Origin of the sequence: Halobellus inordinatus (assembly GCF_024464655.1) — an archaeon.
Lineage (GTDB): Archaea > Halobacteriota > Halobacteria > Halobacteriales > Haloferacaceae > Haloquadratum > Haloquadratum inordinatus.
In genome coordinates this window covers 1-26,119 of sequence record NZ_JANHAV010000013.1, presented here as the reverse complement: position 1 = coordinate 26,119, position 26,119 = coordinate 1, and the positions used below count along the sequence as shown (strand labels likewise).

Sequence of the window (26,119 nt, the reverse complement as noted above, 5' to 3'; positions counted from 1 at the left end):
CTCATCGCGAGGCCTTTACTCGCTGACCGCGAAAACGAAGGCAATGACCTCCTGGGGACTTTCTCGCCGTAGACTCCTCCAATTATCGGGGATATCAACTCTCGGAGCGCTTGCGGGGTGTGCCAGTCCGCTACCGGGCACCGACGATGGTGGCGGTCGTGCGGTGACCCTCCGTCCGACTGTCACAGCTGCCCCGGATACCTCCGTTAGCCTCACTGCGACGTCTGGGACCATTCGACCAGATTCGGATGCTTCGACGACTACTTGGCTGTACGACGGACAGTACCCGGGCCCAGAGTTGCGCGTGCAGGAAGGTGACGTGCTCAGCGTGGAACTGGCTAACGACTTGCAGGAGGAGACGATGATTCACTGGCACGGGATTCCCGTTGCGAATCCAGTCGACGGCGTACCGAACGTGACGCAAGAGCCGGTTGCCTCCGGTGATACATTCACATACAAGTTCCGTGCCGAACCCGCTGGGACGTATTTTTACCACAGCCACGTCGGACTCCAACTCGATCGTGGATTACTCGGTCCCCTGATCGTTGAAGAACGAGACCCACATATTGAGTACGACCGCGAGTATGTCGTCGTGCTTGACGATTACCTCTCTAGAGAACCCCGTCTTCCGTCGGACGGTGGGATGGGTGGCGGTGGAATGGGTGGAATGATGGGAGACGTTCGACCGCCATACGAGGGGCTTTTGATCAACGGTCAACTGCCCGAGAACCCCCCGACGTTCGACGTAGCGGAGGGCGATCGGGTTCGCTTTCGGTTCGTGAATGCCGGCAGTGCGACAGTCTTCGGTGTGCGAATCGCTGGACACGAGATGTCGGTGACCCACGCCGATGGCCAGCCCGTCGAACCGGTCGAGGCCGACTCGTTCGTCTTCGGTGCTGGTGAACGGTACGATGTCGTCGTGGAAGCGACGAACCCGGGGCGATGGTTCGTTCAGGCGAACGCACTCGACGGGAACGAACCACCGGCCAGAGCTGTCGTCGAGTACGAATCAACAGACGGTTCGATCACTCCACAGCCTCCATCATCTTCGAGTAACAGATTGCAATACGGTGACCTGCGAGCACGCACCTCACTCGACGGTGTGAGTAGAGATCCAGACCGGACGTTCGACCTGACGCTCTCACGTGGTAGAAACCAGTCCTACACGTGGACGATAGACGGACAGGCCTATCCGGATGCCGACCCGCTTCAGATTCAGCCGGGGGAACACGTCCGAATTCGGATGACCAATCAGAGCCCGGTCGTCCATCCGATGCACCTTCACGGCCACTTCTTCCAGGTCGGCAACGCGATCAAAGACACGGTTATCGTCCCGGGACATCGAGGACAGGTGACGCTGGACTTCCACGCGGATAACCCCGGTCGGTGGTTGTTCCACTGTCACAATCTGTACCACCTCGATGCGGGGATGGCGCGTGTTGTGGAATACGTCGAATGAGTGGTTGAGACCCGATTTCTGGTTGATCAATCTGTGGCCCGTGTGGTCTTAGTCCCGTTCCGAACGAGGCGTTGAGTGCCATCCCGGCGAATTCGAGCCGGATGAACGCTCTTGTTTCTGAAACACGATTAAAACGCTGTATACACGTTCTCGAACGTTCTCCTGCGTGAGTTCACGCCCATCGTCATAACTCCCGAGCGGTCCTACGAGTAACCGAGGAGAAAGACAATGACCAACTTCAAACTCGGCGGCTGGCTGCTCGTGGCGCTCGCGCTCGTCGGACTCGCGTTCGCCGCCCCCGTGGTCAGCGCACACGGTACCGACACGACAGCTGACGACGCGCCCACAGACAACGCTACCGCTGATGACTGGGCGGCCTGGATGGAGACGCAGATGACTGAGCATATGGGCCCTGGTAGCGTCGACTGGATGGAGTCGCATATGGGTGTGACCGTCGACGAGATGGGCCAAGACATGGCTGACAACGACTACAACGGCGGGATGTACGGGCAGGGCCACTGCTAACGGCTCTGACCGTTTTGATCGCTTCAACCGAACACCGAAGTTCACCACCGCAAGACAATGACGCAACCCATCACTCACATCGGACGCACTGCTCGTCGCCTCGCGATCCTCGCCATCCCGCTGCTGGTCGCGGCGACTGGAACGGCTGCTGCCCGCGGTAGTGGGAGCTACGGCGGCGGCATGATGGGCGGCGGCTGGGGCCTCTTCGGCGGGGCGATGGGGCTCTGGGGACTCCTCTGGATGGGGCTCCTCATCGCCGTTCCGCTCTACCTCGTCTATGCGCTCCTCAACCGAGGATCCGGCGGGGACGATGAGCAGTCGTTGTCGGTTCTCCGCGAGCGATACGCTCGCGGGGAGCTTTCGGACGATGAATTCGAACGGCGGCGAAAACAGCTCGAACGGACTGGATGATCGGAACGGCTGCTGTTCCATCTGAGACACTGCCCTCCCCAACGATCGCTGTTGGGCACCCAACCGTTAACCCCGCGGACAGGGTATAACATTCTATGGAATACACAATACAGACCACAGTCACTGGCGAATTCGACGACGTCGTTGATGCAACGAACGCTGCACTCACGGACGAGGGATTCGGTGTCCTCTGTGATATCGACATTCAGGCGACACTCAAGGAGAAGCTTGGCGAAGAGTTCCGTCAGTATCGCATCCTCGGTGCATGTAATCCTCCGCTAGCATACGAAGGGTTAACCGAGGAAATCGAGCTTGGTGCGCTCTTGCCCTGTAACGTCATCGTCTATGAGACTGATGACGGCGACATCGTGGTAAGTGCGGTCGATCCGGAGCAGTTGGTCGGGATTGCTGATAACGACGCGCTTGATTCCATCGCAACCGAGGTCACCGAGCGATTTGATCGTGTACTGGCAGCCGTTAGAAACGAGTTCGACCCCGCGTCAGAGGCCTGATCGTCGATGGCTTCATCAAATCAACTGAACACAACGACGATACTGCTCCTGATCCTCGGAGCGTTCATCCTCCTTCCGTTGCTCACCATGGGGATGGGGTTCGGTGGGATGATGGGATACGGGGGAATGATGGGCCAGTACGGTAGTACCGGCGGCTGGTGGCCCGTTATCGGAATGCTTGTCCCACTCGTCTTCCTCGTTGTGCTTCTCGGCGGTGGCTTCCTCCTCTTCAGGCGGGTGAGCGAAACACAAACGTCTCACAATCCCGCGTTGGAAGAATTACGTCTGGCGTACGCCCGTGGCGATCTCACGGACGAAGAGTTCGAATCCCGCCGAAACAAGCTCGAACAATCAGAGTGACCATCTTCTAAAGTTTGACCCCCAAGAGACCAGTATGATCGAAGGGGAAATCCGCTAAAGAGAGGGAGCCGTATGTACCTCTGTATGACGACGACCATCACCGTGGAAGGAATGTCGTGCGGTCACTGTGAGCAGACGGTCGAAGAGGCCCTTGAAGAGGTCTCTGGCGTGACTTCCGTAACTGTCGACAGGGAGAGCGAACAAGCAAGTGTCGACGGTGAGGCAGAGATCACGGCCCTCGTGGAGGCCGTCGAAGACGCAGGATATACCGCTCACGCCTGAGGGTAGCACAGACCAGTTCAAGACAACGGCAAACCGTTGCCTTCGGAGTTTGCCTACGCTGGTCCTGCTGTACGGTTTCAGGGGCGAAGATTCAGGGAGCCGGCGGGTCCACCTCTAAAGAGAATATGATCTATGGACGGCCACAAAGATACAACTGAGAATTCCACGGGAGGAGAGGACCAGCAGGATATCACCAGCCACCAGCACGAACACGACGACCAAGATGAAGCGGTCGCTGAATCAGACGAGGAAAGGGTAGAACAGGAGCTACTGGAGGAGGAGGCTCACCCTGCTGCGGCAGGTGAGATGGCGTCCCACGAGCAGCACGAGCACGCTGGACACGAGGACGAAGGACACGACCACGGTTCCCACGAGGGCCACGGTGAGGGGCATGGCGGGATGCACGAAAGCCACGAGCAGATGTTCCGCCGGCGCTTTTTCGTCTCGACACTCCTGTCGATCCCTGTCCTCCTGTACAGCGAAATGCTCCAGGAGTGGCTCGGCTTCTCCGTCCCAGTGTTCCCGGGGAGCGAATGGATCAACCCCGTCTTCGCGGTCATCGTCTTCGCGTACGGTGGGATTCCGTTCCTACAGATGGCGGTGCCGGAGCTGAAAGACCGGGCACCGGGGATGATGACGCTCATCTCGATGGCGATTACCGTCGCGTTCATCTACAGTCTCGCAAGCGTGGTCTTCCCGACGCAGTCGGCGTTCTTCTGGGAGCTTGTGACGCTGATCGACATCATGCTGCTCGGGCACTGGATCGAGATGCGGTCGGTGCGACGGGCCTCGAGCGCGGTCGACGAGCTGGCGAAGTTGATGCCCGATACCGCCGAGCGGATCACTGACGACGGCGACACTGAGGAAGTCCCCGTGAGTGAGCTCTCCGAGGGAGACCTCGTGCTCGTCCGGCCGGGCGCGAGCGTGCCCGCCGACGGCGTCGTCGAGGAGGGAGATTCAGACGTCAACGAGTCGATGATCACGGGTGAGTCCAAGCCCGTCTCGAAGGAACCCGGCGACGAGGTCATCGGTGGGACGATCAACGGTGACGGCAGTCTCCGTGTCCGTGTCGGTGCGACGGGCGAGGAGACGACGCTCGCGGGCATCATGCGACTCGTCGAGGAAGCCCAGCAGAGCAAGTCCAAGACGCAGGTGTTGGCCGACCGCGCGGCGGGTTGGCTGTTCTACGTCGCCCTCGCGGCGGCAATCGTGACAGCTATCGTGTGGACGCTTGCGGTCTCGTTCGATGCGACGGTCATCGAGCGCGTCGTCACGGTGCTCGTCATCGCCTGCCCACACGCACTCGGACTCGCCATCCCCCTCGTTGTCGCGATCAACACGTCACTCGCCGCTCGGAACGGAATGCTCGTTCGCGATCGGATCGCGATGGAGGACGCGCGGAATCTGGACGCGATCATCTTCGACAAGACGGGGACGCTCACCGAAGGCGAGCACGGCGTCGTGGATATGGCGACCGTCGACGGCGTCGACGAGGATGACGCACTCCGGCTGGCGGCTGCCGTCGAGAGCGATTCAGAGCATATGATCGCACGAGCTATCCGCGAGGCAGCCGACGAGCGTGATCTTAGCGCACCTGACGCGACCGACTTCGAGGCGATCAAAGGCCGAGGCGTCCGCGCGAACGTCGACGTCTCCGGCTTCGCCGGAGGTTCGTCGGACGAGTCCGACGGTGGAAACGAGGTGTACGTCGGCGGGCCGAACCTGTTGACCCAACTCGATAGCGAGATCCCAGACCATCTCCAACGCTTCGCTGACGAGGCTGGCCAGAACGCTCAGACCGTGGTGTATCTCGTCCGTGAGGGAGAGTTGACCGCCGCCTTCGCGATGGCCGACGTGATCCGTGAAGAGAGTTACCGTGTCGTCGATGCGCTCCACGACCTCGGCATCGAGGTGGCGATGCTGACTGGCGACTCCCAGGACGTGGCCGACGCCGTCGCCGAGGAGCTGGGTATCGACACGGTATTCGCGGAGGTCCTCCCCGAAGATAAGGACAAGAAAGTCCAGGAACTCCAGGACCAGGGCAAGCTCGTGGGGATGGTCGGCGATGGTGTGAACGACGCACCGGCGCTGACGCGGGCCGACGTCGGCATCGCTATTGGGAGCGGCACCGACGTTGCAGTCCAGTCAGCGGATGTCATCCTCGTACAGAGCAATCCGATGGATGTCGTCCGACTCGTGAAACTGAGCAAGGCGAGTTATCGGAAGATGCAGGAGAACATCGCCTGGGCCGCGGGATACAACGTCTTCGCTATCCCTCTAGCTGCGGGCGTACTCGCCCCAATCGGGATTCTCCTATCGCCTGCCATCGGTGCGCTCCTGATGTCTCTGAGTACTGTCATCGTTGCGATCAACGCACAGTTGCTTCGGCGGGTCGATCTCTCGGTCCCAAGCCTCTCGGATGTATCGGCGCCGGAGCAGGCGCGGCCGGCAGATTAGTGATTTCGGCCGCTGCTCTGTCGATACCGATGGGAATCGGCAAGCGAAAATCAACCTCGGGCGATTATTCACTCGATTCGCGATCTTCTTCGGCAAGCAACTTCTCGCGAGCCGAGTTGATGTTCGAGCGAACGGGGTCCTCGGTGACCCTCTGATTGCAGCCCACTGCGCAACCGTGTAGCGCTTAGCCTCCTCAACGACGGTGCAGTCGACGGCTTCCTGAAGCGAGCAATCACCGGCCAACAGCTCGGCGATTCTCGAGGAAATCCTGCTCCTCCCAGGCTAGTGCGGCGTCTTCGAACCGATGGTGCTCCCGATTATAGACGGCGAACATCTGGACGGTTCCGTCGCGCTTCCCGTAGTGAAGTGCCGCGCAATTCCCCGACTCAGAAAGTGCTCCAGGACTCCTATTCAATACTAGGAGCATTTACTAGGAATAGATAGTAAGACTTAGACGGGGGATCTGGCCTTCTCCAATTTCTCTATTGAATCTTCTATTAAATGATACAATTGCTTAATCAACGGTGTATCGACGATATCGCCGCAGAGCATACCGATATGAGCCATACGACATCCCCATCGTCAGCAGGAGACACACACCCACGCCGATGCCCAGTACGGGTGTTACGGTGACGTGCCCGGTGAGGGTGTACCATGTTGTAATCAATCCGATGATGGTGCCGCCGCCCACGATAAACATGTATCCGATCATTACGAGAGTTGAGGGGACGACTGTCTCGGTCCCCCAGAATTCGCGCTCTTCGTAGATCGGGTACACGGCTCCGATCCCGACGGCAAACAGAGCTGCTGCGAGACACATCCCAACACCGACGACAGCGAACGCGATCGCATACTTTAGCGCCGTTCCGAGTAGTATAGAAGCGAGAGAAACGAGCACCGCAACCGGATTTCCGATGGCGAGGCCAGCGACAACGCGTCCCCGCACCACCGTCCGGGTCTCAGTCGTGGTGAGCAAGAGGAGTGGCAGTTGCGGCCGGTCGTCGCCGAGCGGATTCAGTCCGAAGGTCGCGCCCGCGAGATACGTCCCGATTCCCACACCAGTTCCGGCAACGAGCGGTCCGAGCGCGTCGCCTGACGACTGGACGACCGTCGTGCCCAGCGGTCCGATGAAAAACAGAATCATCACGAGATGACCGAGTTCTCCGGGATTCCGAACACCGCGGATCAGAATCCCCCACGCGATACGCCCTGACTTTCGCCACGCGAACGGTCGTGGTGCTTGGAATCCGCCGGTGGATGTCGTCTGTGCTGTCGATTCGCTGGAATGTGGCCTGTCGGTGAACCACAGCGTCGATGCCTGTCGAGTCGCGAGTGAGAGTCCGAGCGGCGTCGTCGCGAGCAGTACGCTGAGGACGCCGACTGCTGCCATTGACGTCGGCTGTTCGAGTCGTGTCCCGACGAATGCCAGCGCAACGTAGTCCGTCAGTGGCGCGAACGTGAGCATCTCGAGAATTGCGCGTATCGAGACGCCTTCCTCGACGACGTATCGACCGACGAACTGGGATGCGACGACCAGGCCGAGCATTGCGACGACACCTCCCACCTTCAGAGTGCGGTGAACGGTGGGGAGGTGTCGGAACACGCGCAGGAGAGCCAGTCCACCCGCGTAGCCCCAGACGGCAGCCCAACAAACGATCGGGAGCAGAACGAAGCTAACCGCGAGAGGAAGCCAGGGTGAACCGAGCCCGAGCGCGAACGTGAGGAACACTGCTCCCAGGGGAAGACCGAACCATACCGTCACGCGACCGATCTCCGCTGTGATGAGTCCTACGACGACGGCTCGAGGGTGCACTGTCGTCAACAACAGGTCTTCCGAGTTGCTGCGACCGATCCGTTCCAACGTTCGAAAGATTGCAAGTACGAGAATACCAGCGGGTAATACCGTTGCAGCGGGTGCGAGATACGGAATTGTCGTGATGGATCGTGCGGTCTGCCCGAGGATGTACGCCGTCGGGAGGATGAAGAGGAGATTGCCGCCGAAAAAGAGGACTGCAAAGGCCAGCCCGAGCAATCGGCGCTTGTTTTTGAGCTGTCGTCGAACGCTCCGAAGGAACTCGGCGCGTCCGATACGCGCTCCATGGCGAAGATCAGATCGGACGCTCATTCTGTCTCCGACACCGTCTCCGTGGTACTCTCGCTGGTCACTGCGAGGAACGCATCTTCCAGTGTTCCTCCCTCTCTGGTCTCTGCACGGGATTGCAACTCCGCAGGCGTCCCCTCGGCGACGAGGTGTCCATCGAAGAGGACACCGACCTCGTCGGCGACTGCCTCGACGACCGGAAGGATGTGCGTCGAAAGGAAGACGGTCGTTCCGTCGTCAGCGAACTCGGTGATCGAGTCACGAATTCGGCGGGCTGCACGCGGATCGAGTCCCGATGTCGGCTCGTCCAAGAACAGGACGTCAGGCTCGTGGAGCACGCTCTGGATGAACGCCGTTTTCTGCTTCATCCCTTTCGAGTAGCCGCTGATGCGCCGGTCGGCATCGTCGACCAATTCGAACTGGTCGAGATATTCGGTGATTCGCTCGCCGGCGGTGGACCGTGGAATGTCCCGCAGATCGGCGACGTACTCGAGCTGTTCGCGAGCGCTGAACTCCTCGTACAGCGGCGGGGTTTCGGGGAGATACCCGACGAGCGTCGCGATGTCCCGTCGGTCGTCGACGGGGACACCACGGATGCTGACTGTTCCAGATGTCGGACGGGACAATCCAGTCAACAGTCGCATCGTGGTGGTCTTTCCCGCGCCGTTCGGTCCGAGAAATCCATAGACCGTTCCCGTCGGAATCGAGAGCGAGACTCCATCGAGGGCGACCTCGGAACCATACGTTTTTCTGAGATCAGTCGCCTGGATGGCGACATCGTCCGTCGTGGAGGGCATAATGTCCTCGCGTTCGAAGGGGCACCGCCTAATCGTTGCGAACTCTTATCGATCCGCTAGACACGTGAGGTGCTTCCGTTCACAACAGATCTCTGTCTGATTGGTCGGAGGCACTTCGAGATGGTCGGTGCTGACTCTATTGAAGGCCTCAGAAACTGGTAACGATGGGATGTGTGATACTGTGGGTCTACCGTGCGGTTGCACACAATTGTTGTCCATTCTGCTGTGTTGAATAGCGATCTTAGCTGCCGATTTTACCGGTTAAGAAGGGTGAAGCCGAGGGTGTCGATTTCCATAGCAAGTTCGATCCCTCGGCTTCATTGAGCAGTCCGCGTCAACTCCTTTGATTTAGTACCCTACCTCCCTGATGTATGGCGATTAAACACGGGCGTCGGCCCCACACCAACAATTTTCTCGGAGTCGCCGTGTATCAATATGCGAGCGGCAATCGGTCGCGTGAACAATTCTATATGGTGGCGTGTATGGGTTCGTTCTGGCTGGCGTACAGCCTGTTACAGGTTTCAACTGCTGTCTCGGGGACAGCAGAGATCGGTGTCTTGAGTCTCGCTGCTGGATTGTTCCTCGTTGGTGTCGTTGCCGGTCTGCGATGGCGAGAAAGGCGCCGTTCGGACACCGAGAACGACGTGATAGGATTTTAAAACGACCATAACGACAAATGCGCTAATTGCGCCCAGTAATCCGACTTTGACCGAGGAGTTGCCGAGGACGACGAGTCCGATTAATGTGCCGATGGCGATGGCGAGACCAGATGCGAGAGGGCTACTGGTCACGATACCTCGTTTTCTGCCGACACGGGTGGCGCTTTCGGACAAGAGGTTTCAGCGACGGGGCCGGCGGGTAATTGATCGGCAAATGTTCGAGCAGATTTAGCGGGCTCTTCTGATAACGGCCAATACGGCAATTCCGGCCACGGCCACACCGATAAGCGTCGGAACGAGTTGCCCAGATCCCCACTCCCAGTCCAAGAACTGCGTTCCCACGATCGCGACAAGTGCAACGAGGAGGCCGAGTGTCGTGATCCAAGAGGACTGCTCTCCGTATCCGGGACCCATACTACCGTGTTTGTTGTTGAAGAGGTATGAACTTGTTCTGTACCACATCCAGAGGAAGTACGAACAGCCACCGAGAGTGTCATAGAACAATGCCCAAGATCATTAATTTCGACGTGGAGATATACGAAACCACTGGTAGAACGTGTGTGCGGAGTGACTACTCGACTTCTAACTGACCACTTCCGCCACCCTCTTCACCGCCGTTCTCGTCCCATTCGAGTTCGAACTCGATGCTGCGTTCAGTCATGTTGCCAGCCGGACCTTCGCGTTCAGCTTTGACCTCGAAGGTCGGCCGGGCAGGGGGGTTTAGTGTTACAGATTCGGAGCCTGCTTTCAGGTTGATGGGGTCTCCGCTTTCGAGGTTGTCCGCAACTTTCCGGAGGTACGATGCGATCTCTTCTCGACTCTGGTTGCTCTCTGATTTGAACAGGACTTCTTCAGGCATACAGGAGAACGTACACAGCCTGCACCGATAAATGCGCCCGCTGTACTGAGCGAATCTATCCTTCTGAGTGAGGCCTGTTCCGTACTGCCTCTGAATCATCGTCTTCTCCGGTAGCTGTCTATTCGCGCCAGCAAGAGAGTGGCGCGCGTCGGTAACGAGTGATCAGCGGAACTGTTGAACCCGCTGATGGACGCTGCCCACGACACAGAGAAACCGGGAGACCCCGTTGGGATCGTCGTGGCTCTCGTCGTCTCTCCCGACTAGTTCAGAACTTATGCAGACCACTCAAGCCCCGAGGCGGTTCACCCTGGGGTTGTTGAGAGCCGGCCGTCTGGTCGGGGAACGCGGCCCCGTTTAATCTCGTGATCGACGCGACGCAGATGCTTGCAGCCACCTTCGGGTCCCAGCTATCGAACATCGCCTCGTCGCTCCCGTAGCCGACGGTCACGCCGTCGAACGGCGTCCAGTCTGCTGGGAGGTGGTCCGCCTCGCCTTCGAGCACCCGAAGAACAGCGTATCGGAGCTACTCGTGGGCTTGGTTGTCTGTCGTACGAGCGACCTGGTCGTGCTGCTCGGCAACGTGCGCGGCTTCCTCGAGGACCGTCGTGAGATAGCGGCCAGTCATCATTCGACGGAGGTCAGAATTCGCCTCCGCCCCTCCGCGGGCGCTGAAAAACTTAACCAACAGAGTGGAAGAAATCCATCACTTGGTCTTTTCAGTTCTAATGCGATTCGTCAAGATCGAATCTAGCCCATCTGACAACGGACTTGAGTAGTTCCGGTCGATCTTGCACTGCTCGGAGCGGCTGATCGAGTCGCGCTTTCAGCGCGGCGAGATCGGAGGGTACGTAGTTCGCGAGGTCGTCGCATTTCACCGATTTCCAGACCCAGTACCTCACAAAGCATCGCCGGTTAGGCTGACCTGAGCCACCTGTTCTGTCGTGATGAGTCGTCGATAGCGGTTGAACAACGCTGATTGATGGCGAAGCTGTTGCTGACGGCGGTGATCAGCCGCCGACGCGACAGCGTTGCCACTTGCGAAAACGCTTGTTCAGTCAGTGACTACCGGTAGAACCGGTCGTCAGGTGACCGGTTCGCGGGGACGGCCCGAATCTACGCCTGTGGAAACTGCGCTCCCTACGGACACCACTCAGGTGTCTGCAAAGCGTGTCATCGATGCAGGAAGTCTCGGGGCTTGACCCCGAGGCGATTCACGGACAGGCCTCACCCTCCACAAGCGAACTCTTCGGGGTGAGCGAAGCAGGGTCGGGTAGTTGATCTATTCCCGTGATCGGACTGATGCTCAGGAGTAGCTGTATCAGCCCGTGTTCAGCTCAACAAAGCTGAACTCGTTGGTAGTGGGACAGATATCAACGATACCGAGTCCACGGTAGCCGAGATTAAGTATATGAGGGGCACCTGTCTCGCTATCTCCGGTCTCGTACCCAAAGGCGTGAGAGTGCCCACTAACTGTTGCGTAGACGTCGTGGGTCTTTGTGATAAGTTTTAGAGCAATAGAGCCGGTGTGAAACGCCTCACGATCCTCTTCACGCGTTCCTGTCGAGTGGTGTCGATCGAAAGACGTGTTGAATGGGGACAGATGAGAGACGATGACAACGTTCGACCTGTCGCCAACAAGATCGGAAAGGTGATCATACGTCTCCTGAATGCGGTGAACGCTCTGATGGAACGTCGGAATGTTCTCGTCGGCGATACCGAGTTCATCAGCGGCAGCAGATGTGGTCACTTGGTTGGTGACGAGACTATGAAGTGCGCTTTCGATGGCATTCGCGGTTTGATCCGCCCGATACCGTCGCTCACCACGTGGAGCAGTCCGAGGGTCAAGCGTAGGAAACGCTGCTTGATCGAGCGCATTATCAAGCGATCGAGACTCACATCCCCAGCCGACGACTGAATACGACTCATACTCACGGGTCACATTGTGACCGTTGGTCGCGTGCTCAAATCCCTCGGCAACGCGCACAGGCATTGGAGCATGGTCGTGGTTCCCGGGTACGTACAAGACGTCAATATCAAATTGATCGATGAATCGGCGTGCGAGTGCAATGTCATCGGTTCCATCGCGATGTGTGAGATCTCCGGCGATGAATACGGCGTCAACGCCATCTGGGATCTCCATTGTGTCGATGTCGTAGTCACTCGCTGCAGGTTTGAGGTGAAGGTCGTTACAGACGAGAACCCTCATACACGTAACTGTTAGCGGATGAATGTATAGGTCTGGGGTGTCATAGAAGGGTTGCCACGGTGTTTATTTCACGATCTCACAGCCGAATCAGCCGTGAAATCTTGCCTGTATATTGATTAGTCTGCACTAGGTGACGTTTCTGGAACAAGATACAGATTGGGGCTTATATTCGGCTTTCTCCCTGCGAGAGTTGAAGGAAGGCCGCTGTTGGCAGGATCCGGCCCCTACATATGTAATAAATTAAAATGAAATCCCGGGCGCAATGAAAATTTTTATGCTTTGTCCTGACACTTTAATAAGTAATATGCCGGTCAAGTGGGGGCCAGCAGAGGCGTGATTGCTGTATTTGGCGGAGGTGGCTTTATCGGTTCACACCTCTGTCAACGACTAATCGACCAGGGAAAATCAGTTGTCGCTGTTGATATCGACTCAGAGAAGATAGCGAACCTGCTCAGTGAGGACTCATTTACGTTCCACGAAGCAGATATAACTGATGAGGAGAACGATGAGCTTTGTCGCGAGGTAATTAAAGAGGCAGATGTTGTCTTCGATCTGATTGCGTATGCAAATCCGCAACAATACGTCGATAAGCCACTTGAGGTTGTCGAATTAAACCTATTTGAAAATCTGAAAATCGTCGACCTTTGTGAGGAAACGGACACGAGGCTAATTCAGTTCTCAACGTGTGAGGTGTACGGACTCCTCGGAAATCGAGATGATATCGTCTTCTCTGAGGATTCATCGAATTTAATTCTCGGGCCTATCGAAGATCAGCGCTGGATCTACAGCTGCGCGAAGCAGTTACTCGAACGAATGGTTCACGCACACGGTCAAGAGAATCAGCTTCAGTACACCATCATCCGTCCGTTTAACTTCATTGGTCCACAGATGGACTATCTTGTTGAATCACCCGATGAAGGAACGCCGAGAGTGTTCGCGAGCTTTATGTCGGCGTTACTCTTTGACCACCCGATGTACTTGGTGAATGGTGGGACAAACAGGCGGACATTCACGTACATCGAAGATGCGATCGATGCAATTATGCTCATTCTGCGTAACGAAGGTGGCCAATTCGACCGTGAAATCGTGAATGTCGGACACCCAAACAACGAGGTAACAATCGAAGAATTTGCTAACCGAATGAGAACAATCTATGCGGAGTTAAGTCCGGATGGGACCCTCCCAGAACTGCGTACTATCTCGGGTGAAGAATTCTATGGCGAAGGATATGATGACAGTGAGCGTCGAATTCCTGACACGGATAAACTCCAATCGGCTGGTTGGGAGCCACGCTACAGTTTAGAGGATTTACTCACGGAGTCGATACAGTATTACATTGACCAGTTCGAATCCGAGTTAGATGTTCAGCCTTGAGTAGCTACTAAACCCGACATACAACAAATCAATTAGCTATGACGGAAGTCATTCACACGGACCAATTGCTCGCTGAACCGCCTGCAGCGAGTGTTGGTATTACTGGTGGAGCAGGAATTACAACGGCAATTGACGTTACACGGACGATAGAAGTTGAGACGCCCTTTGGGTCACCAAGTGGACCACTCGTCGTTGGTGAAGTTGAAGGAACGAACGTTGCCTTCGTCTCTCGTCATGGGAATAACCACGAAATACCGTCACACTCGGTCAACTACCGTGCGAACATTTTCGCCTTATACGCACTCGGGGTTACCCACGTTGTCAGTGCAATTGCAGCCGGTAGCCTGAATGAGGATATTGAACCAGGCAGCGTCGTCTTCCCGACCGATTACATCGATTGGACTGATAATAGGCAAGATACGTTTTTCGACACTGAGCCGGTCTATCACTTTAGCTCGGATACGCCGTTCTGCCGTGATATGATCGATATCGCGATGGCAGAGGCACCCGAAGCAGGCTTGGAACCGCACACCGATGCTATCGTTATTGTAATTGAGGGACCCCGGTTTGCTACCCGAGCAGAGAGTCATATGTACCGCTCGTTCAGTGCAGATATCATCAATATGTCTGTGTATCCAGAAGTCGCCCTCGCTCGTGAACTAGAACTGTGCTTCCTCAACCTCGCGTTGATTACCGACTTCGACATCGGTGATATCGGTCAGCAGGACGCTGATCCAGTAACGCTCGCACTTATTGATGATGCACAGTCCCAGTATAACGATAATTCAACTCGGTTGATCGAACGGCTTGTGTCTAAACTCCCCTTGGACTCGAGAGAGTGCTGTACCGGATACAAAGCGTCGGCGCGGAAAAGTACTCACCCAGAATGGGATCAGTACCGATAGCAATGGCCTCTCACTTGGCTTCACCCGTTATTCACTTCTTTGACAATCCTCACTTTGACCTACTGACACCTGTTGACGAATCGAGATTGCCCGATTCGCGGGGGATTGTAGCACTGTGACGCGAGGGGTGCTCTATGTCGCCACCGGCGAAGATTATTTCCAGGAAGCACAGCGATCTGTGCGGTCGCTCAAGAGACATCACCCAGAGCTTCCAGCCACACTGCTGACCGACGAACCGAGAGAATCAACCTTATTTGACGTCGTGGAGGTAATTCAGGACCCACTGTACACGTGGGGAGATAAAATACACTGCTTGCTCCGCTCAAGTTACGATCGGACACTGTTTCTCGATACAGACACCGTTGTATGCGGAGAACTCGATCCAGTCTATGATATCCTCGACGAGTTTGAACTTGCTGTCGCTGAAGACCCCTACCGAGAGACAGAGCCAGTGGACGTCCCTGACGCGTATCCTGAATATAATACCGGAGTCCTCGCTTACCGCCAGACTGAGGCTGTCCATCGACTCATAGATGCGTGGGGACAGTACCATTTTCAAGGACACCGAACAGCGCCAAATCCCGGAATTGCTGGTGACCAGCCGGCCTTTCGGAAAGCCTCCTACGAAACAGCTGTCAATATGACAGTTCTCCCAACAGAGTACAACTGTCGGTATCCATTCGCTGGTGTAATCGAACAAGACGTCGCTATCCTCCATGGTCGGGTTCCCAATCCGGATCGAGTTGCTGAACGGCTCAACGAAGAGACTGGAGTCCCGCGGGTATTCCATCAGACACTCTCAGGGGTCTCGATACAATCTTTCGATTGGCGCCCGTGGCTCATTCGACTCCTAATCTATCGATTCCGCAGAGATCTTCGGCAGCGTGGACCGATTACGGCCGTGAAACGAGCGGCAAAGACACTCGTAGAGACAGTTGAAACAAACCGCAGCTCCGAGTGACACATCGGGTCAGCTGCACAGGTTCGGGACGCGTAACGGCGTTCGCGAGCCAAAAAACTCGAGAAATCGTATGATCAAAAGTCGGCTCAATCGAACTGATCCTGCAGAAGTGCTTCGACAGCGGCGTTCATTTTGCCGTCGTTATGTTGTAATGCCATTTCGACATTTGCCTGCAACCAGCTCGGGATGTTGCCGATGTCGTAACGATCTCCCCTGAGTTCAACGCCCCGGATCGCATTGAGCTTCCGGAGTGCATCTGTCAATTGCAGTTCTCCGTTTATTCCCTTCTCTGTCGCCGCGAGCGCGTCGAAGATGTCGGGTGTGAAGATGTACCGTCCGGTAATCGCAAGGTTCGACGGTGCATCATCTCGTGAGGGTTTCTCAACAAAATCGGCTACCGGAAAACTACCACTAGTCGTGTCAGCGTCGACGTCAGCGATTCCGTATGATGCGACTTGTGCCCACGGGACCCGTTCTAGAGATATAACGGATGTTTTGTGCTCTTCCGAGTGTTTAATCAGAGTCTCAATGCACGGAGTGTCACTTTCGATGACGGTATCTCCTAATAGGAGTGCGAATGGATTGTTACCAACGTGTTTCTGAGCGTACTGCACTGCGTCGCCAAGACCTTCGCGTTCTTTCTGTCGGACGTAATGGATATCAGCGAGGTCAGCGATTTCTTGCACGCGATTTAGCCGATCGGTTTTCCCAGCGGCATCAAGCTCTTTTTCCAATTCATATGACTTCCCGAAGTGGCGTTCGATAGCTTGTTTTCCTCGCCCAGTAATAATGAGTATATCATCGATCCCAGCCTCAACTGCTTCCTCAACTACATATTGGATTGCCGGTTTGTCCAAGACTGGCATCATCTCCTTTGGCTGAGCCTTCGTCACCGGTAGAAACCGTGTGCCGAATCCCGCTGCCGGAATGACTGCTTTCGTGACATCCATAACTCGCTATGACACGTTCACTGAACGGAGATATTACTTATTATCTGATAGTATTGTTGGTCTAGGTTTCACGCAGTAGCCCACGTGATAATATCGTAGGCCTCCCCGAGGATCTGAAAACCATCTATTGAGTGTTGCGTATCCGTCTGCAGGTTGTGACACTGTGATTCTGCTGGATCACATCGGTATCTGTTCTCATTGCGGTCCATAACCTCAAACCACGAGTCGGTGGTTTCAACGACGACGTACAGCGAGGACGTCCCGTCCCACGAAACTAGGTGTCGCTTCTTCACGTTATTGAGGGCCATTGGGTTATCCATAGGAGTGACTCACTGTCAATTCCTAAATAACATTAGTGCTTCCCAGGTGAACTGCAGCGAGGGGATTCAGATTCATACTGTTCGGTAAGGCGAACACCCCAACTCACCGTTCGCGGGGTAACATTCAAACTACGGGAATTTGTTGGTTATTATATGGAACTTGCCAGCGTTCTTGAAGGATTCTCCCGTCGTGACTGGAAGACAGATCCATCAGGTACGCTCCGGTTTGCTATCGTCGGTGCTGGTGATTGGGCACGCACACAGGCACTTCCGGGGATTCAGTCGGCCCCGCATTGTGAACTTTCTGTTATTGTCACGGGTGATAAATCAAGGGCTCAGCAGCACATCAACGGATCAGAGCAGTACGAATTTATTGATTATCAAGAATATGATAGTGGAAAAGCTACTGAGCTATATGACGCCGTCTATGTGTCAACCCCAAACGGAACTCATTTAGAACACGTTCGAACTGCTGCAGTCCACGGCAAGGCTGTTCTCTGTGAGAAACCTCTTGAAGCGACGGTTGACCGTGCTGAAGAGTTGGTGAATGTCTGTAGCCAGCAGGATGTGCCGCTTATGGTTGCCTATCGTATGCATACGAATCCAAGTGTGCGGCGTGCACGCACTCTTCTCCAGGAAGGAATTATAGGTACTCCAGTTCAAGTTGTTGGGAATTTTACTGTAGACCTATTAGACACGTTCCCAAACCCAGACCAGTGGCGATTAAATTCGGATTTGGTTGGCCCCGGAACAACACTAACTGATATTGGCGTCTACCTGATAAACACAACCCGGTTCTTACTGGATGCAAGCCCATCTAAGGTGACTGCTTGGGGAAAATCGCCCAATGAAGCATTTGATGACCTACCGGATGAGAGAACTTCATTTATGATTAAGTTTGATGACGGCGTACAGGGTTCTTTTATAGCGAGCCAAAACGCGTACTCCGATAGTCAACTCAAAATTATCGGAACTGAGGGCTCGCTCAACTTTGAACCTGCGTTTCAGATGGAAACAGATCTCACTGTTGAACGCGGAGGAGCAAGCGCTGCGTTCGATTCTGAATGGGTCAACGAAATGACTGAGGAGTTTGCGTATTTCGCCGATCACGTGCTCTCTGGAACGGCTCTATATGCAGATGGAGAACACGGGTTAGTGGATATGTACGTTGTCGATGCACTGTACGAAGCGATCGAATCTGGTGACCCCATACTTGTTGACTCTCGTAAACTAGCCTAGCGGACCTGCTCGCTTCGCTCGTCCGTTGAGGATAAGCCTTCGCGCCTCGATTCAGGGAAATTATATTGGATGCCAGATAGTTTCGTACGATGGACGTCGATCTTTCCAAGAAGGTCGCCCTCGTAACAGGAGCAGGACGAGGAAACGGCCGTGCGATCGCAACGACACTCGCAGCGAACGGTGCAAAAGTAGTTGTCAACGACATTGAACGTGGGCCCGCAGAGGAGACGGTCACAGCGATTACTGAGAACGGTGGCTCCGCACATACAATCGCAGCAGACATTACTGATGAGGCGGCGGTTGAAGCGATGGTCGAAGAGACTGAACAAAAATACGGGAATGTTGATATTCTGGTGAATAACGCTGGAGTAAGTGGTGCGGCCCCAATGATAGCAGAGCCAGATGACGAGTTGTGGTCGAACCATCTCGAGACACATCTCTGGGGTTCGATATACTGTATTAAACACGTGCTCAGTGGGATGACTGAGCAGGAATACGGGAAGATCATCAATATCACCTCAATACATACAAAAAACGGAGTGGGATTCACACCTCAATATGATGTGGCGAAATTCGGACTTCTCGGACTGACTAAAAACCTCGCTCTCGAACTTGGTCAGTTCGGGATTCGAGTTAACGCCGTTGCACCAGGACATGCAAAAACGAGAATGACCGCGGATTTATCTCCTACCCAGCGAGAACGCATTACCGATCAGAACCCGTTAGGTAGGTTTGCTGAGCCGGAAGAGATCGCTGAAGCCGCTGCATTTCTCGCAGCCCCTGCAAGTGACTACATCAATGGACACGAACTCCGCGTCGATGGTGGTCAGGCACCGATTGTCTCCTTCCAAGAGTGAATGATTACCCCGTCACGGTGGAGGGGTACTCGGCTTTGGTATTTTATTTAAACCCAGGCGGGCAAGACCCCTTCTTCAAGCAGCGAGCGCGTCAGCGCGAGCGAGTAGGCAGGGGTAGTTCACGATTTGTAGAGGTTATCAGGCACCTTCAGCAGGATCGCCTCTGTCACCCCAGTGGTCCATTATATTATCGATGAACGCACCCGTCATCGGATTCTCCCAGAACATATCGAAGACAAAGGGAGGAATTGTTGCGATGTCAGCTCCGATTTTTGCGGATTCAGCCACATAGCGTGGGTTTCGAATACTTGCTACGAGCACTTCCGTATCGAAATCGTAGCTGTCGTATATCTCAATGACGTCCCGAACAAGATCGAATCCGTTGAAACCAGCGTCGTTGGCATCCCCCCACCACGGAGAGACAAAGGTTGCGCCATTTTTAGCAGCGAATAACGCTTGGACTGGAGAGAATAGAACCGTTGCGTTCGTTTTGTATCCCTCATCGCTGAGAGTATCCAGTGCCTTTAACCCCGGTTTTGTCATTGGGATTTTAATTGCGATATCGTCTCCCCACGTGTCGAACTCCCGGGCCTGCTCGATCATCCCCGCTTCACTGCTCGCGGTGACTTGTACGCTGATCGGTCCCTCAAGAAATTCGTCAATCCCACGCACGACCGCTTCGTAACTTTGGTCAGTATCTGCAACGAGCTGAGGATTTGTCGTTACCCCGTCGATGAACCCACAGGCGTGGGCCTCTCGAATGGCTTCGACATCAGCAGTGTCAGCAAATATCTTCATCTTCCGGTTGACACGTAAGAGCGTCGGTTAGTAAAACTACGTATTGGTTATATCACACTTTGGAGGATTTGTTTGACTGTCATTGGCTAATTCGCGACGCTGTTAAGAAAGGCATTCACCTCGGTAGCAGTCTCTTCATAGTTCTGCAGTTCTTGGACCGTCTCGGACGCTCGTTGCACGCACTGGTCGTAGAAGGCGTCATCTTCTAGCAACCGAGTCCCGAGTTCAATTGCGGAATCAATATCAAATGGGTCAATACTGAGGTCTGGCCAGCACCGCTGCTGTAAGTCATTGTTCTTATTCCCAATGAGGGGAACACCAACCCCAGCGAATTCTGCAGAGACGCGACCCGAGGTTGCTCTTGTGGTCAAGTGGATCCCGAATTCGTATTGTGAGATGTACTCATAAAAGTTAGATTCGACATACCCTGTCGTCGTCACGAACTCAATTTCATCATAGTCTGCCGTCATCCGTTTTTGGAAATCCTGCACGCCCAACAGCTCCCCATTAAGCTGATAGCCATCATCTCGAAGCCGGTCGAGAACTGCGATATTCGTATAAAAGTTCGAGAAGTCGATGTTCCAAGAAGTGATGCCGAGACAAACCTCTCCTGTCCGAGTATTGGATCCTGTGACAGACTCGAATTGTCCCTCTGGAACGTGCAGCGGAACCCTGAGTACGTCATCGGTGAATTGTCGGACGTACTGCTCAAACTGGTCATTTTCCACGATGTACCCATCTATGTTGTCTAAGACTCGGCGGTGATACACTGACAGCAGTGATGAATACCGCGAGACGTCTTGTACTGATTCTTCTTGGATTCCAATGATTGACTTCTCCGGATACTGTTCGAGTAAATATAGAATATAGTAATTATATGCCCAGTAGTGGCCGACGACGATGGCGTCATAATCTTCAATAGAAACGACTGTATCATCAAGCAACTTCACACGGTCCGTGAGAAGTGCATCGGCGGTCACACAGAAATTTTCGTGGTAGGCGGAACTGATCTGGGAGTACGCACCACGGTAGTGACCACGGTGTGGAGGGTTGCCGCCTGGGTCACGTTCAAGAAAAGTGTCTCCGTTGATAGTCACGGGGAACCCCACGTCAGCACCAACGAGGTCTGCAAAGAGGCTGTTATCGAAGCTCTCGGTGGCGGCGTCTGTCTCGGTGAGAGGGACATCTTGTACGTGAATAAAGAGTGTGGAAGTCATACCCTGACAGACTTACGTCCACATAAAAAATCCGCCGTTTTCCAGGGTCTCCTGCTACTGTAGCATAGCAGATTGTTCTCAACCGTGATTTACCTGAATTGAGGCGCTAAGACCCTTTTTCTCACAGATCAAACAACGCGAACGAGTAGGGTAGAAAAGGAAGTCAGTTATAGTCAATACGGTAGGTAGCTAGGTCGTGCCAGTACTGGTACTTGTCGGCGCGGCGCTCTTGTAAACCGCAGTCAAGTAGGTGTTCAACATAGGTGGGAGAATCGAGTGCGGCAGTGAGCCGAAACGGGACAGTCCGTTTTTCACCAACAACGTTTAGCTCCGCGTTATATTCCGCTGCAGCTTCAGCAGCTTCCGACCGGGCTAGGTCAGAGATATGAAGATAGACGGTGTCTGCGACATCATCGCCACGACGAATAACTTCCTCTAATAGCCCAGAGTCGACGAATCCAGGAGAGAACTCGGTTTTGACCTCACCGTCTGCTACGGGAAGATACGGGGGATTACAAACACAGACATCCGCCAATTTGGTTGGTTGGTGATCCCACCCAATTTGAGCGTTGAATCCATCCGTTAATGCAGGGTAACACGACTGATCTGGGTTGTTGCGTTGCTGATTGAGCTTACTGATCATAACCGGCATCAGAAGCTGATCTCCAAATCGGACTGCTTCGACGTTTGGATTACTCGCTGCGATACTTGTGCCGAGAAATCCGGTTCCGCAACCAATATCTAAAACTGACGATATATTCGCTGTCGCGATCCCATCGGCAAGCAGATTTTCGTAAGCATAGATCGGATCCCTCGATAATGGAAACAACGACGGCGTCACAACCCACCAGATATCAATTCCGTCGTAGTGAACCCGAATGATGTCTTCAGTGAGTGTATTAAAAACAGCATCACCGTGAGGATGTGTATGTATTGGACAGTCACTCTCGGTCGGATCGTCACATCGACACGCCCAAATCCCGACTGGGTTATCTACCTCTAACTCTGTTTCTTCCATCCGAAATGTGAGCTTGGATAACCCTTTTTCAACCTCAATCGTCAGATCTGCTGATAGTGAATCTACGACAGGTAGGGACGAATTCACAGCCCGGTGTAGTTCTCCTCTCGTTTTGGAATCAAGTACAGTGTCAAGGTTGTACGCTCCCCGGTTGAGTTCCTGCTGGATGGTCTCATCGATGGGGCCACAGAATCGCCGTAGCTCTGCAACGTCCGCGAACGTTGCCGATCCTACATATTCGTCTCTCATTGAGTTGGTATAAACGATATAGCAAATACAATTCTTTTAGCTTTCGATGATCCAGTCCTTACAGGCGGTTGAGGCGAATACTCCGGGACTGGAACCGATGGACGGTGCCTCAGTCACTGCACGGAGGATGTCAACAACGCCGAACTATTTTCACGCCTACCCCTGTAGGATTTGATGTAATAAGCAAATGGTGGAGCACGTACTTATCACAGGGGGCGCAGGGTTCGTCGGCAGCCACGCAGCGGCATATTATAATGCGAAAGGGGTAGATGTCACTGTTGTCGACTCCCGCTCCCGGGAACAAATGATCGCCGACGAGCCAGGGCGAGCAAACACTACGAAACACAATTGGCAGTATTTATCTGACAACTGTCCCGACATCGCGCTTGTTGAGGCTGACATCAGAGACGCTGATCGGATGGTCGATCTCGTCGACGGCCACGATGCTATTATCCACACAGCTGGTCAGGTAGCCGTAACTGAAAGCCTCCGAAACCCGCGCCGTGATTTTGACATCAACGCAAGAGGCACCCTCAATATACTCGAAGCGGCACGCGCTGCGAGCACAAATCCAGCAGTCGTATTTGCCTCCACAAACAAAGTCTACGGCGAAAACGTCAACGAAATTCCTGTCAAAGAAGCTGATACCCGATATCAATTCGATAGTCCCCAATACGCCGACGGCATTCCAGAGTCGTTTCCGGTAGATAATACGAAGCATACACCTTACGGCACCTCGAAACTAGCAGCTGATCTCTATATCCAAGACTACGCTCAACGTGGTATCGTTGACGCTGCTGCCTTTCGGATGAGCTGTATCTATGGTCCCCGACAATTTGGTACAGAAGAACAGGGATGGCTTGCACACTTCATTCTCAGCGCCATTCGTGATAATCAAATAACGGTCTATGGAGATGGGAAGCAAGTACGTGACGTCTTGTTTGTCGATGATCTTATTCGAGCCTACGACGCATTTCTGTCTGATCCGGCCGGAAAGCCGTCAGTATACAATATTGGTGGAGGACCAAACCGCTCGGTCTCACTCCTAGAGGTTCTTGAACGATTAAGCGACATCGAAGGGCGAGAAATCGATGTGACATTCGAGGATTGGAGGCAAGGGGACCAACGAGTCTACATCACAGATACGACACGTGCCAATGAGACGCTTGATTGGTCACCACGTGTCGATCTCGAGACCGGGATTGAGCGATTTATCGAGTGGTATACGAATACATATGGACGGATAGCATAATCCATCCGAACAATACGAACCCCTCTCAATGAAGACACCTTCGTACGGATCCACCGTGGGAGAATACCATAGTCGCCGACAGTGAATCGTCTTGAGGTCAAGCCCTGAGGCACCCGCCTTGCGTATCTGTAGAGGAGCCCCATTACCTACTCATTACTCATATATTATGTGCCACGCGTACTCCGCCATCGGGTGAACGTCGAATCGCTGTAAGCCCTGTTGGCTCTTCGATTAAGACTCCTTCACCGCCAGGAGTGCCATTATTCGCACGGATCACATTCCCGCAGACGACGTTCCCTTTCCGAACGGGCTTCAAGCGTTTTGAGTGGCCGACGACCTGTGGCGGAGCTGATGGCTCAAGATGCGCGAAGTCCATCCAGCAGAGACCGGCGTCGGCTCCTCGACCGCCGTTGCGACCGAGTTGACAGACTGTGGCGTAATGCGACGCAATCCGCTTTTGTGTTGCTTGGTCGAACCCCTCGGCTAAGAGTTCGCTCGCAGCAGCTTGGGCCTGGGCGTTGACGTCAGCGGCTTGGAACGCTTTGTTGCGACCGGCGTGGCTGTATGTGTACTCATAGCCTTCATACGCTACTGTCACATCCCCCTCAGCCACACGAGTGAGGAACGCCCTCTGTTCCTCGTCGCTGAGAGTGGTTGAATAAGCCCGTGGCCAATGGACGAACGTCGGGAGTAAGATCGCTAACTCATGGTTTCCGAGGTGGTAGCGAACACGTCCCGGTGGTGCCTCGCGTTGGAGACGCCACACGAGTTGCAAACACTCCTTGCTTGCTGGCCCTCGGTCTACGACGTCGCCGTTAACGATGAGGACATACTCGTTCCTTGCCCAGTGGAGTCGCCCATCGTTGTCACTCGTTACAAGCGGAGGGTACTGATCGGTTTCACCGATTGTTGTGAGGGCACTGCGAGCGTCCGTAAGATATCCGTGAAGGTCGCTAATGTGGACGATTCGTGGTGTTCCGGATACGGCGTCAACTGCTGGGGGATGGGAACTCATAAGAGCTATCTATTTACTGTCGTGCTGTCGGTATCGTTGTTTCGACGATATGTGTTCACTCAACAACATCGAAAACCGTGAACTGTCCGACCCTATCCTACTCTACCTCCCTACTCTACTCGCTCACAGTGACGACGTTCAGTCTTTGAGTGTAGAGCGTCTATTTCAGCTAACTCCTGATGGGTCTGCACGGCATTCTGGACCAGCTCGTTATGCGGCTCGCTACCATTCCGACGTTCAACCACCCGCAACAGAGCAGTCTCCACCTGAATCTCCGTATGAATAGCAGCGGCTGTACCAGCAACACAAACACTACGAGAAGCACCACGACTACAATGCACCAACACAGTCTCGCCAGACTCTAGGCCAGACACAACGTGGTCAACCGCTTCTCGGAACACGTCGACGTCGTTTCGAGGCCCATCCATCATCGCACACTGAAAAACTGAAACAAAGTCAGGGAACCCAGACTCAGGGTCCCCGTACGTCAACGAAACAACTCTGTCAACACTATGCTCTTGAAGCAGAGAGCGGTCACCCGCATCACTCAATGTTCCAACATAGAGATTGGGAAAAACCTCATCCATAGCTTCAAATTAATCATCAGAACACATTTATTGCTTGGAAAAATGACCGCTGGATGGAAGGCAGGGGGTGTCGCTAGAGGTACTGGAAGGCTTTGCGACTCAACTTCTCGTTTTTGCCATCGAAGTGGTGAGCAATCTCGCCCAACTTCCCATCAGCCCCGATTGAGCCGAGTGCCTCAATTGCTGCAAGTTTATACCGATCGTCGATATTGTCATCAAGCAGCTTATCCAGCTCTTCTTCGGCTCGCATATATTCCATCTTCTCAATCGCTTCTTCACGGATGAAATGATCTCCTCCGTGGAGGGATTTGTCCACAACACAATACGCCAGCGCCGTATCGCCGTCCTCCTGACGTGCTAATTTGTCCAGCGCATCCCGTCGCTTCGCATCGTTGGAACTGTCAGCGACAATGTCTAAGAACCGATCCGTGTGGTCGGAAAAGCTTGGCCCGCTACTGAATGGTCGTGTTTAGTTAAGGATCTCAGCTTTGCACGTTAGCGGCGGTTGAGTGAACGAAGAGGTGGTCGATCTCTTCCATGAGGTCATCGACGCCACGATCATCGTTGTCTCGAACCCACGAGAGGAGATTGTACACGGTTTCTTTCAGGGAGTGTTCGAGGCTCGCTCGAAGCGATGACGCTTTCGAGCGAACCGTCCCCAAGGCGCTCGACTCAGGATCAAGACGAACGAGACTGTAGGCAGCCATCAGAAGGTGCCAGTGCCGACTGGCACCTTCGTTGATCTGCAT

Annotated in this window: 26 protein-coding genes and 3 pseudogenes; 13 read left to right on the top strand and 16 right to left on the bottom strand. The window is 54.4% G+C overall.

Translation table 11 applies throughout. The annotated features are described in order from the left end of the window. Positions 1-43: 43 nt before the first annotated feature. From NO347_RS16625 to NO347_RS16595, 7 genes are all read left to right on the top strand, one after another. Positions 44-1,459: a multicopper oxidase family protein gene (locus NO347_RS16625; protein WP_305148924.1), complete on the top strand. Its 1,416-nt coding sequence runs from the start codon at positions 44-46 to the stop codon at positions 1,457-1,459. Positions 1,460-1,687: 228 nt separating this feature from the next. Beyond that, positions 1,688-1,984, top strand: a complete 297-nt coding sequence (locus tag NO347_RS16620) for a hypothetical protein (RefSeq protein WP_256290823.1) — start codon at positions 1,688-1,690, stop codon at positions 1,982-1,984. A 57-nt stretch (positions 1,985-2,041) separates the two neighbouring features. Beyond that, a complete protein-coding gene (locus NO347_RS16615) occupies positions 2,042-2,395 on the top strand; it encodes an SHOCT domain-containing protein (RefSeq protein WP_256290822.1) in 354 nt (117 codons plus the stop codon). A gap of 95 nt (positions 2,396-2,490) precedes the next feature. Further along, complete coding sequence (locus tag NO347_RS16610; protein WP_256290821.1) at positions 2,491-2,907, top strand: DUF302 domain-containing protein; 417 nt, start codon at positions 2,491-2,493, stop codon at positions 2,905-2,907. A 6-nt stretch (positions 2,908-2,913) separates the two neighbouring features. Then, entirely contained in the window at positions 2,914-3,267 is a 354-nt protein-coding gene (locus tag NO347_RS16605; protein WP_256290820.1) for an SHOCT domain-containing protein, read from the top strand. An 84-nt stretch (positions 3,268-3,351) separates the two neighbouring features. Then, positions 3,352-3,549, top strand: coding sequence for a heavy-metal-associated domain-containing protein (locus tag NO347_RS16600; RefSeq protein WP_256290819.1), 198 nt, complete (start codon positions 3,352-3,354; stop codon positions 3,547-3,549). Between the two features lie 132 nt (positions 3,550-3,681). Then, positions 3,682-6,006, top strand: a complete 2,325-nt coding sequence (locus NO347_RS16595; protein ID WP_256290818.1) for a heavy metal translocating P-type ATPase — start codon at positions 3,682-3,684, stop codon at positions 6,004-6,006. Between the two features lie 514 nt (positions 6,007-6,520). Here NO347_RS16595 and NO347_RS16590 read toward each other — a convergent pair. The 5 genes and pseudogenes from NO347_RS16590 to NO347_RS17300 all read right to left on the bottom strand — a co-directional run. Continuing rightward, complete coding sequence (locus tag NO347_RS16590) at positions 6,521-8,131, bottom strand: hypothetical protein (RefSeq protein ID WP_256290816.1); 1,611 nt, start codon at positions 8,129-8,131, stop codon at positions 6,521-6,523. Further along, complete coding sequence (locus NO347_RS16585) at positions 8,128-8,904, bottom strand: ABC transporter ATP-binding protein (protein ID WP_256290815.1); 777 nt, start codon at positions 8,902-8,904, stop codon at positions 8,128-8,130. The genes NO347_RS16590 and NO347_RS16585 overlap by 4 nt, the downstream gene beginning before the upstream one ends. An 887-nt stretch (positions 8,905-9,791) precedes the next feature. Further along, positions 9,792-9,977, bottom strand: a complete 186-nt coding sequence (locus NO347_RS17440) for a multidrug transporter (RefSeq protein ID WP_425492407.1) — start codon at positions 9,975-9,977, stop codon at positions 9,792-9,794. A 157-nt stretch (positions 9,978-10,134) separates the two neighbouring features. Then, positions 10,135-10,422, bottom strand: coding sequence for an amphi-Trp domain-containing protein (locus NO347_RS16580; protein ID WP_256290814.1), 288 nt, complete (start codon positions 10,420-10,422; stop codon positions 10,135-10,137). 403 nt (positions 10,423-10,825) lie between these two features. Then, a pseudogene (locus NO347_RS17300) lies at positions 10,826-11,047 on the bottom strand (hypothetical protein); the annotation flags it as partial. A 475-nt stretch (positions 11,048-11,522) separates the two neighbouring features. On the opposite strand from NO347_RS17300, the pseudogene NO347_RS17435 reads away from it, so the two are divergent. Beyond that, positions 11,523-11,621 (top strand): annotated as a pseudogene (locus tag NO347_RS17435) (RNA-guided endonuclease InsQ/TnpB family protein); the annotation flags it as partial. 119 nt (positions 11,622-11,740) lie between these two features. On the opposite strand, the gene NO347_RS16570 reads toward NO347_RS17435, so the two are convergent. Then, positions 11,741-12,628 (bottom strand): metallophosphoesterase, encoded by an 888-nt coding sequence (locus NO347_RS16570; RefSeq protein WP_256290812.1) that lies wholly within the window; start codon positions 12,626-12,628, stop codon positions 11,741-11,743. 315 nt (positions 12,629-12,943) lie between these two features. Between NO347_RS16570 and NO347_RS16565 the strand changes: the two genes are divergently transcribed. After that, positions 12,944-14,002, top strand: coding sequence for a bifunctional UDP-4-keto-pentose/UDP-xylose synthase (locus NO347_RS16565; RefSeq protein WP_256290811.1), 1,059 nt, complete (start codon positions 12,944-12,946; stop codon positions 14,000-14,002). 38 nt (positions 14,003-14,040) lie between these two features. Beyond that, positions 14,041-14,907: an MTAP family purine nucleoside phosphorylase gene (locus NO347_RS16560; protein ID WP_256290810.1), complete on the top strand. Its 867-nt coding sequence runs from the start codon at positions 14,041-14,043 to the stop codon at positions 14,905-14,907. A 322-nt stretch (positions 14,908-15,229) separates the two neighbouring features. On the opposite strand, the gene NO347_RS16555 is transcribed toward NO347_RS16560, so the two are convergent. The 3 genes from NO347_RS16555 to NO347_RS16545 form a co-directional block, all read right to left on the bottom strand. After that, the gene (locus NO347_RS16555) at positions 15,230-15,697 is read right to left on the bottom strand and encodes a hypothetical protein (protein ID WP_256290809.1); all 468 of its coding nucleotides are present in this window, start codon (positions 15,695-15,697) and stop codon (positions 15,230-15,232) included. A gap of 257 nt (positions 15,698-15,954) precedes the next feature. Next, a complete protein-coding gene (gene galU / locus NO347_RS16550) occupies positions 15,955-16,818 on the bottom strand; it encodes a UTP--glucose-1-phosphate uridylyltransferase GalU (RefSeq protein WP_256290807.1) in 864 nt (287 codons plus the stop codon). Between the two features lie 68 nt (positions 16,819-16,886). After that, positions 16,887-17,138 (bottom strand): hypothetical protein, encoded by a 252-nt coding sequence (locus NO347_RS16545; RefSeq protein WP_256290806.1) that lies wholly within the window; start codon positions 17,136-17,138, stop codon positions 16,887-16,889. A 153-nt stretch (positions 17,139-17,291) separates the two neighbouring features. Between NO347_RS16545 and gfo6 the strand changes: the two genes are divergently transcribed. Further along, a complete protein-coding gene (gene gfo6 / locus NO347_RS16540) occupies positions 17,292-18,377 on the top strand; it encodes a D-xylose 1-dehydrogenase Gfo6 (protein ID WP_256290805.1) in 1,086 nt (361 codons plus the stop codon). An 89-nt stretch (positions 18,378-18,466) separates the two neighbouring features. After that, positions 18,467-19,234, top strand: coding sequence for an SDR family NAD(P)-dependent oxidoreductase (locus NO347_RS16535; protein WP_256290804.1), 768 nt, complete (start codon positions 18,467-18,469; stop codon positions 19,232-19,234). 138 nt (positions 19,235-19,372) lie between these two features. Here NO347_RS16535 and NO347_RS16530 read toward each other — a convergent pair whose 3' ends face one another. From NO347_RS16530 to NO347_RS16520, 3 genes are all read right to left on the bottom strand, one after another. Next, a complete protein-coding gene (locus NO347_RS16530; RefSeq protein WP_256290803.1) occupies positions 19,373-20,032 on the bottom strand; it encodes a transaldolase family protein in 660 nt (219 codons plus the stop codon). Between the two features lie 86 nt (positions 20,033-20,118). Continuing rightward, entirely contained in the window at positions 20,119-21,249 is a 1,131-nt protein-coding gene (locus NO347_RS16525) for a hypothetical protein (protein ID WP_256290802.1), read from the bottom strand. Positions 21,250-21,412: 163 nt separating this feature from the next. Further along, on the bottom strand, positions 21,413-22,267 hold the full coding sequence (locus NO347_RS16520) for a methyltransferase (protein WP_256290801.1): 855 nt from the start codon (positions 22,265-22,267) through the stop codon (positions 21,413-21,415). 436 nt (positions 22,268-22,703) lie between these two features. On the opposite strand from NO347_RS16520, the gene NO347_RS16515 reads away from it, so the two are divergent. Beyond that, positions 22,704-23,768, top strand: coding sequence for an NAD-dependent epimerase/dehydratase family protein (locus tag NO347_RS16515; RefSeq protein WP_256290800.1), 1,065 nt, complete (start codon positions 22,704-22,706; stop codon positions 23,766-23,768). Between the two features lie 157 nt (positions 23,769-23,925). On the opposite strand, the gene NO347_RS16510 is transcribed toward NO347_RS16515, so the two are convergent. The 4 genes and pseudogenes from NO347_RS16510 to NO347_RS16500 form a co-directional block, all read right to left on the bottom strand. Beyond that, entirely contained in the window at positions 23,926-24,783 is an 858-nt protein-coding gene (locus NO347_RS16510) for a metallophosphoesterase (protein WP_256290799.1), read from the bottom strand. A 110-nt stretch (positions 24,784-24,893) separates the two neighbouring features. Continuing rightward, the gene (locus tag NO347_RS17430; RefSeq protein WP_425492406.1) at positions 24,894-25,370 is read right to left on the bottom strand and encodes a dual specificity protein phosphatase family protein; all 477 of its coding nucleotides are present in this window, start codon (positions 25,368-25,370) and stop codon (positions 24,894-24,896) included. A 73-nt stretch (positions 25,371-25,443) separates the two neighbouring features. Continuing rightward, positions 25,444-25,686 carry a hypothetical protein gene (locus tag NO347_RS16505; protein WP_256290798.1) on the bottom strand — a complete coding sequence of 81 codons (243 nt, stop codon included), beginning with the start codon at positions 25,684-25,686 and terminating at the stop codon, positions 25,444-25,446. Positions 25,687-25,852: 166 nt separating this feature from the next. Beyond that, positions 25,853-26,119 (bottom strand): annotated as a pseudogene (locus NO347_RS16500) (IS701 family transposase); the annotation flags it as partial.

Bases quoted from the DNA above. Each gene is read 5' to 3' on its own strand.
- NO347_RS16545 (WP_256290806.1), bottom strand. From the start codon at position 17,138: ATGGATAACCCAATGGCCCTCAATAACGTGAAGAAGCGACACCTAGTT.
- NO347_RS16555 (WP_256290809.1), bottom strand. From the start codon at position 15,697: ATGGAATACCCGCGGGACTCCAGTCTCTTCGTTGAGCCGTTCAGCAAC.
- NO347_RS16515 (WP_256290800.1), top strand. From the start codon at position 22,704: ATGGTGGAGCACGTACTTATCACAGGGGGCGCAGGGTTCGTCGGCAGC.
- NO347_RS16620 (WP_256290823.1), top strand. From the start codon at position 1,688: ATGACCAACTTCAAACTCGGCGGCTGGCTGCTCGTGGCGCTCGCGCTC.
- NO347_RS16525 (WP_256290802.1), bottom strand. From the start codon at position 21,249: ATGACTTCCACACTCTTTATTCACGTACAAGATGTCCCTCTCACCGAG.
- NO347_RS16610 (WP_256290821.1), top strand. From the start codon at position 2,491: ATGGAATACACAATACAGACCACAGTCACTGGCGAATTCGACGACGTC.
- NO347_RS16530 (WP_256290803.1), bottom strand. From the start codon at position 20,032: ATGAAGATATTTGCTGACACTGCTGATGTCGAAGCCATTCGAGAGGCC.
- NO347_RS16580 (WP_256290814.1), bottom strand. From the start codon at position 10,422: ATGCCTGAAGAAGTCCTGTTCAAATCAGAGAGCAACCAGAGTCGAGAA.
- NO347_RS16605 (WP_256290820.1), top strand. From the start codon at position 2,914: ATGGCTTCATCAAATCAACTGAACACAACGACGATACTGCTCCTGATC.
- NO347_RS16570 (WP_256290812.1), bottom strand. From the start codon at position 12,628: ATGAGGGTTCTCGTCTGTAACGACCTTCACCTCAAACCTGCAGCGAGT.
- NO347_RS16615 (WP_256290822.1), top strand. From the start codon at position 2,042: ATGACGCAACCCATCACTCACATCGGACGCACTGCTCGTCGCCTCGCG.
- NO347_RS16560 (WP_256290810.1), top strand. From the start codon at position 14,041: ATGACGGAAGTCATTCACACGGACCAATTGCTCGCTGAACCGCCTGCA.
- NO347_RS16590 (WP_256290816.1), bottom strand. From the start codon at position 8,131: ATGAGCGTCCGATCTGATCTTCGCCATGGAGCGCGTATCGGACGCGCC.
- NO347_RS16625 (WP_305148924.1), top strand. From the start codon at position 44: ATGACCTCCTGGGGACTTTCTCGCCGTAGACTCCTCCAATTATCGGGG.
- gfo6 (WP_256290805.1), top strand. From the start codon at position 17,292: ATGGAACTTGCCAGCGTTCTTGAAGGATTCTCCCGTCGTGACTGGAAG.
- NO347_RS16600 (WP_256290819.1), top strand. From the start codon at position 3,352: ATGACGACGACCATCACCGTGGAAGGAATGTCGTGCGGTCACTGTGAG.
- NO347_RS16520 (WP_256290801.1), bottom strand. From the start codon at position 22,267: ATGGAAGAAACAGAGTTAGAGGTAGATAACCCAGTCGGGATTTGGGCG.
- NO347_RS16535 (WP_256290804.1), top strand. From the start codon at position 18,467: ATGGACGTCGATCTTTCCAAGAAGGTCGCCCTCGTAACAGGAGCAGGA.
- galU (WP_256290807.1), bottom strand. From the start codon at position 16,818: ATGGATGTCACGAAAGCAGTCATTCCGGCAGCGGGATTCGGCACACGG.
- NO347_RS16585 (WP_256290815.1), bottom strand. From the start codon at position 8,904: ATGCCCTCCACGACGGACGATGTCGCCATCCAGGCGACTGATCTCAGA.
- NO347_RS17430 (WP_425492406.1), bottom strand. From the start codon at position 25,370: ATGGATGAGGTTTTTCCCAATCTCTATGTTGGAACATTGAGTGATGCG.
- NO347_RS17440 (WP_425492407.1), bottom strand. From the start codon at position 9,977: ATGGGTCCCGGATACGGAGAGCAGTCCTCTTGGATCACGACACTCGGC.
- NO347_RS16510 (WP_256290799.1), bottom strand. From the start codon at position 24,783: ATGAGTTCCCATCCCCCAGCAGTTGACGCCGTATCCGGAACACCACGA.
- NO347_RS16595 (WP_256290818.1), top strand. From the start codon at position 3,682: ATGGACGGCCACAAAGATACAACTGAGAATTCCACGGGAGGAGAGGAC.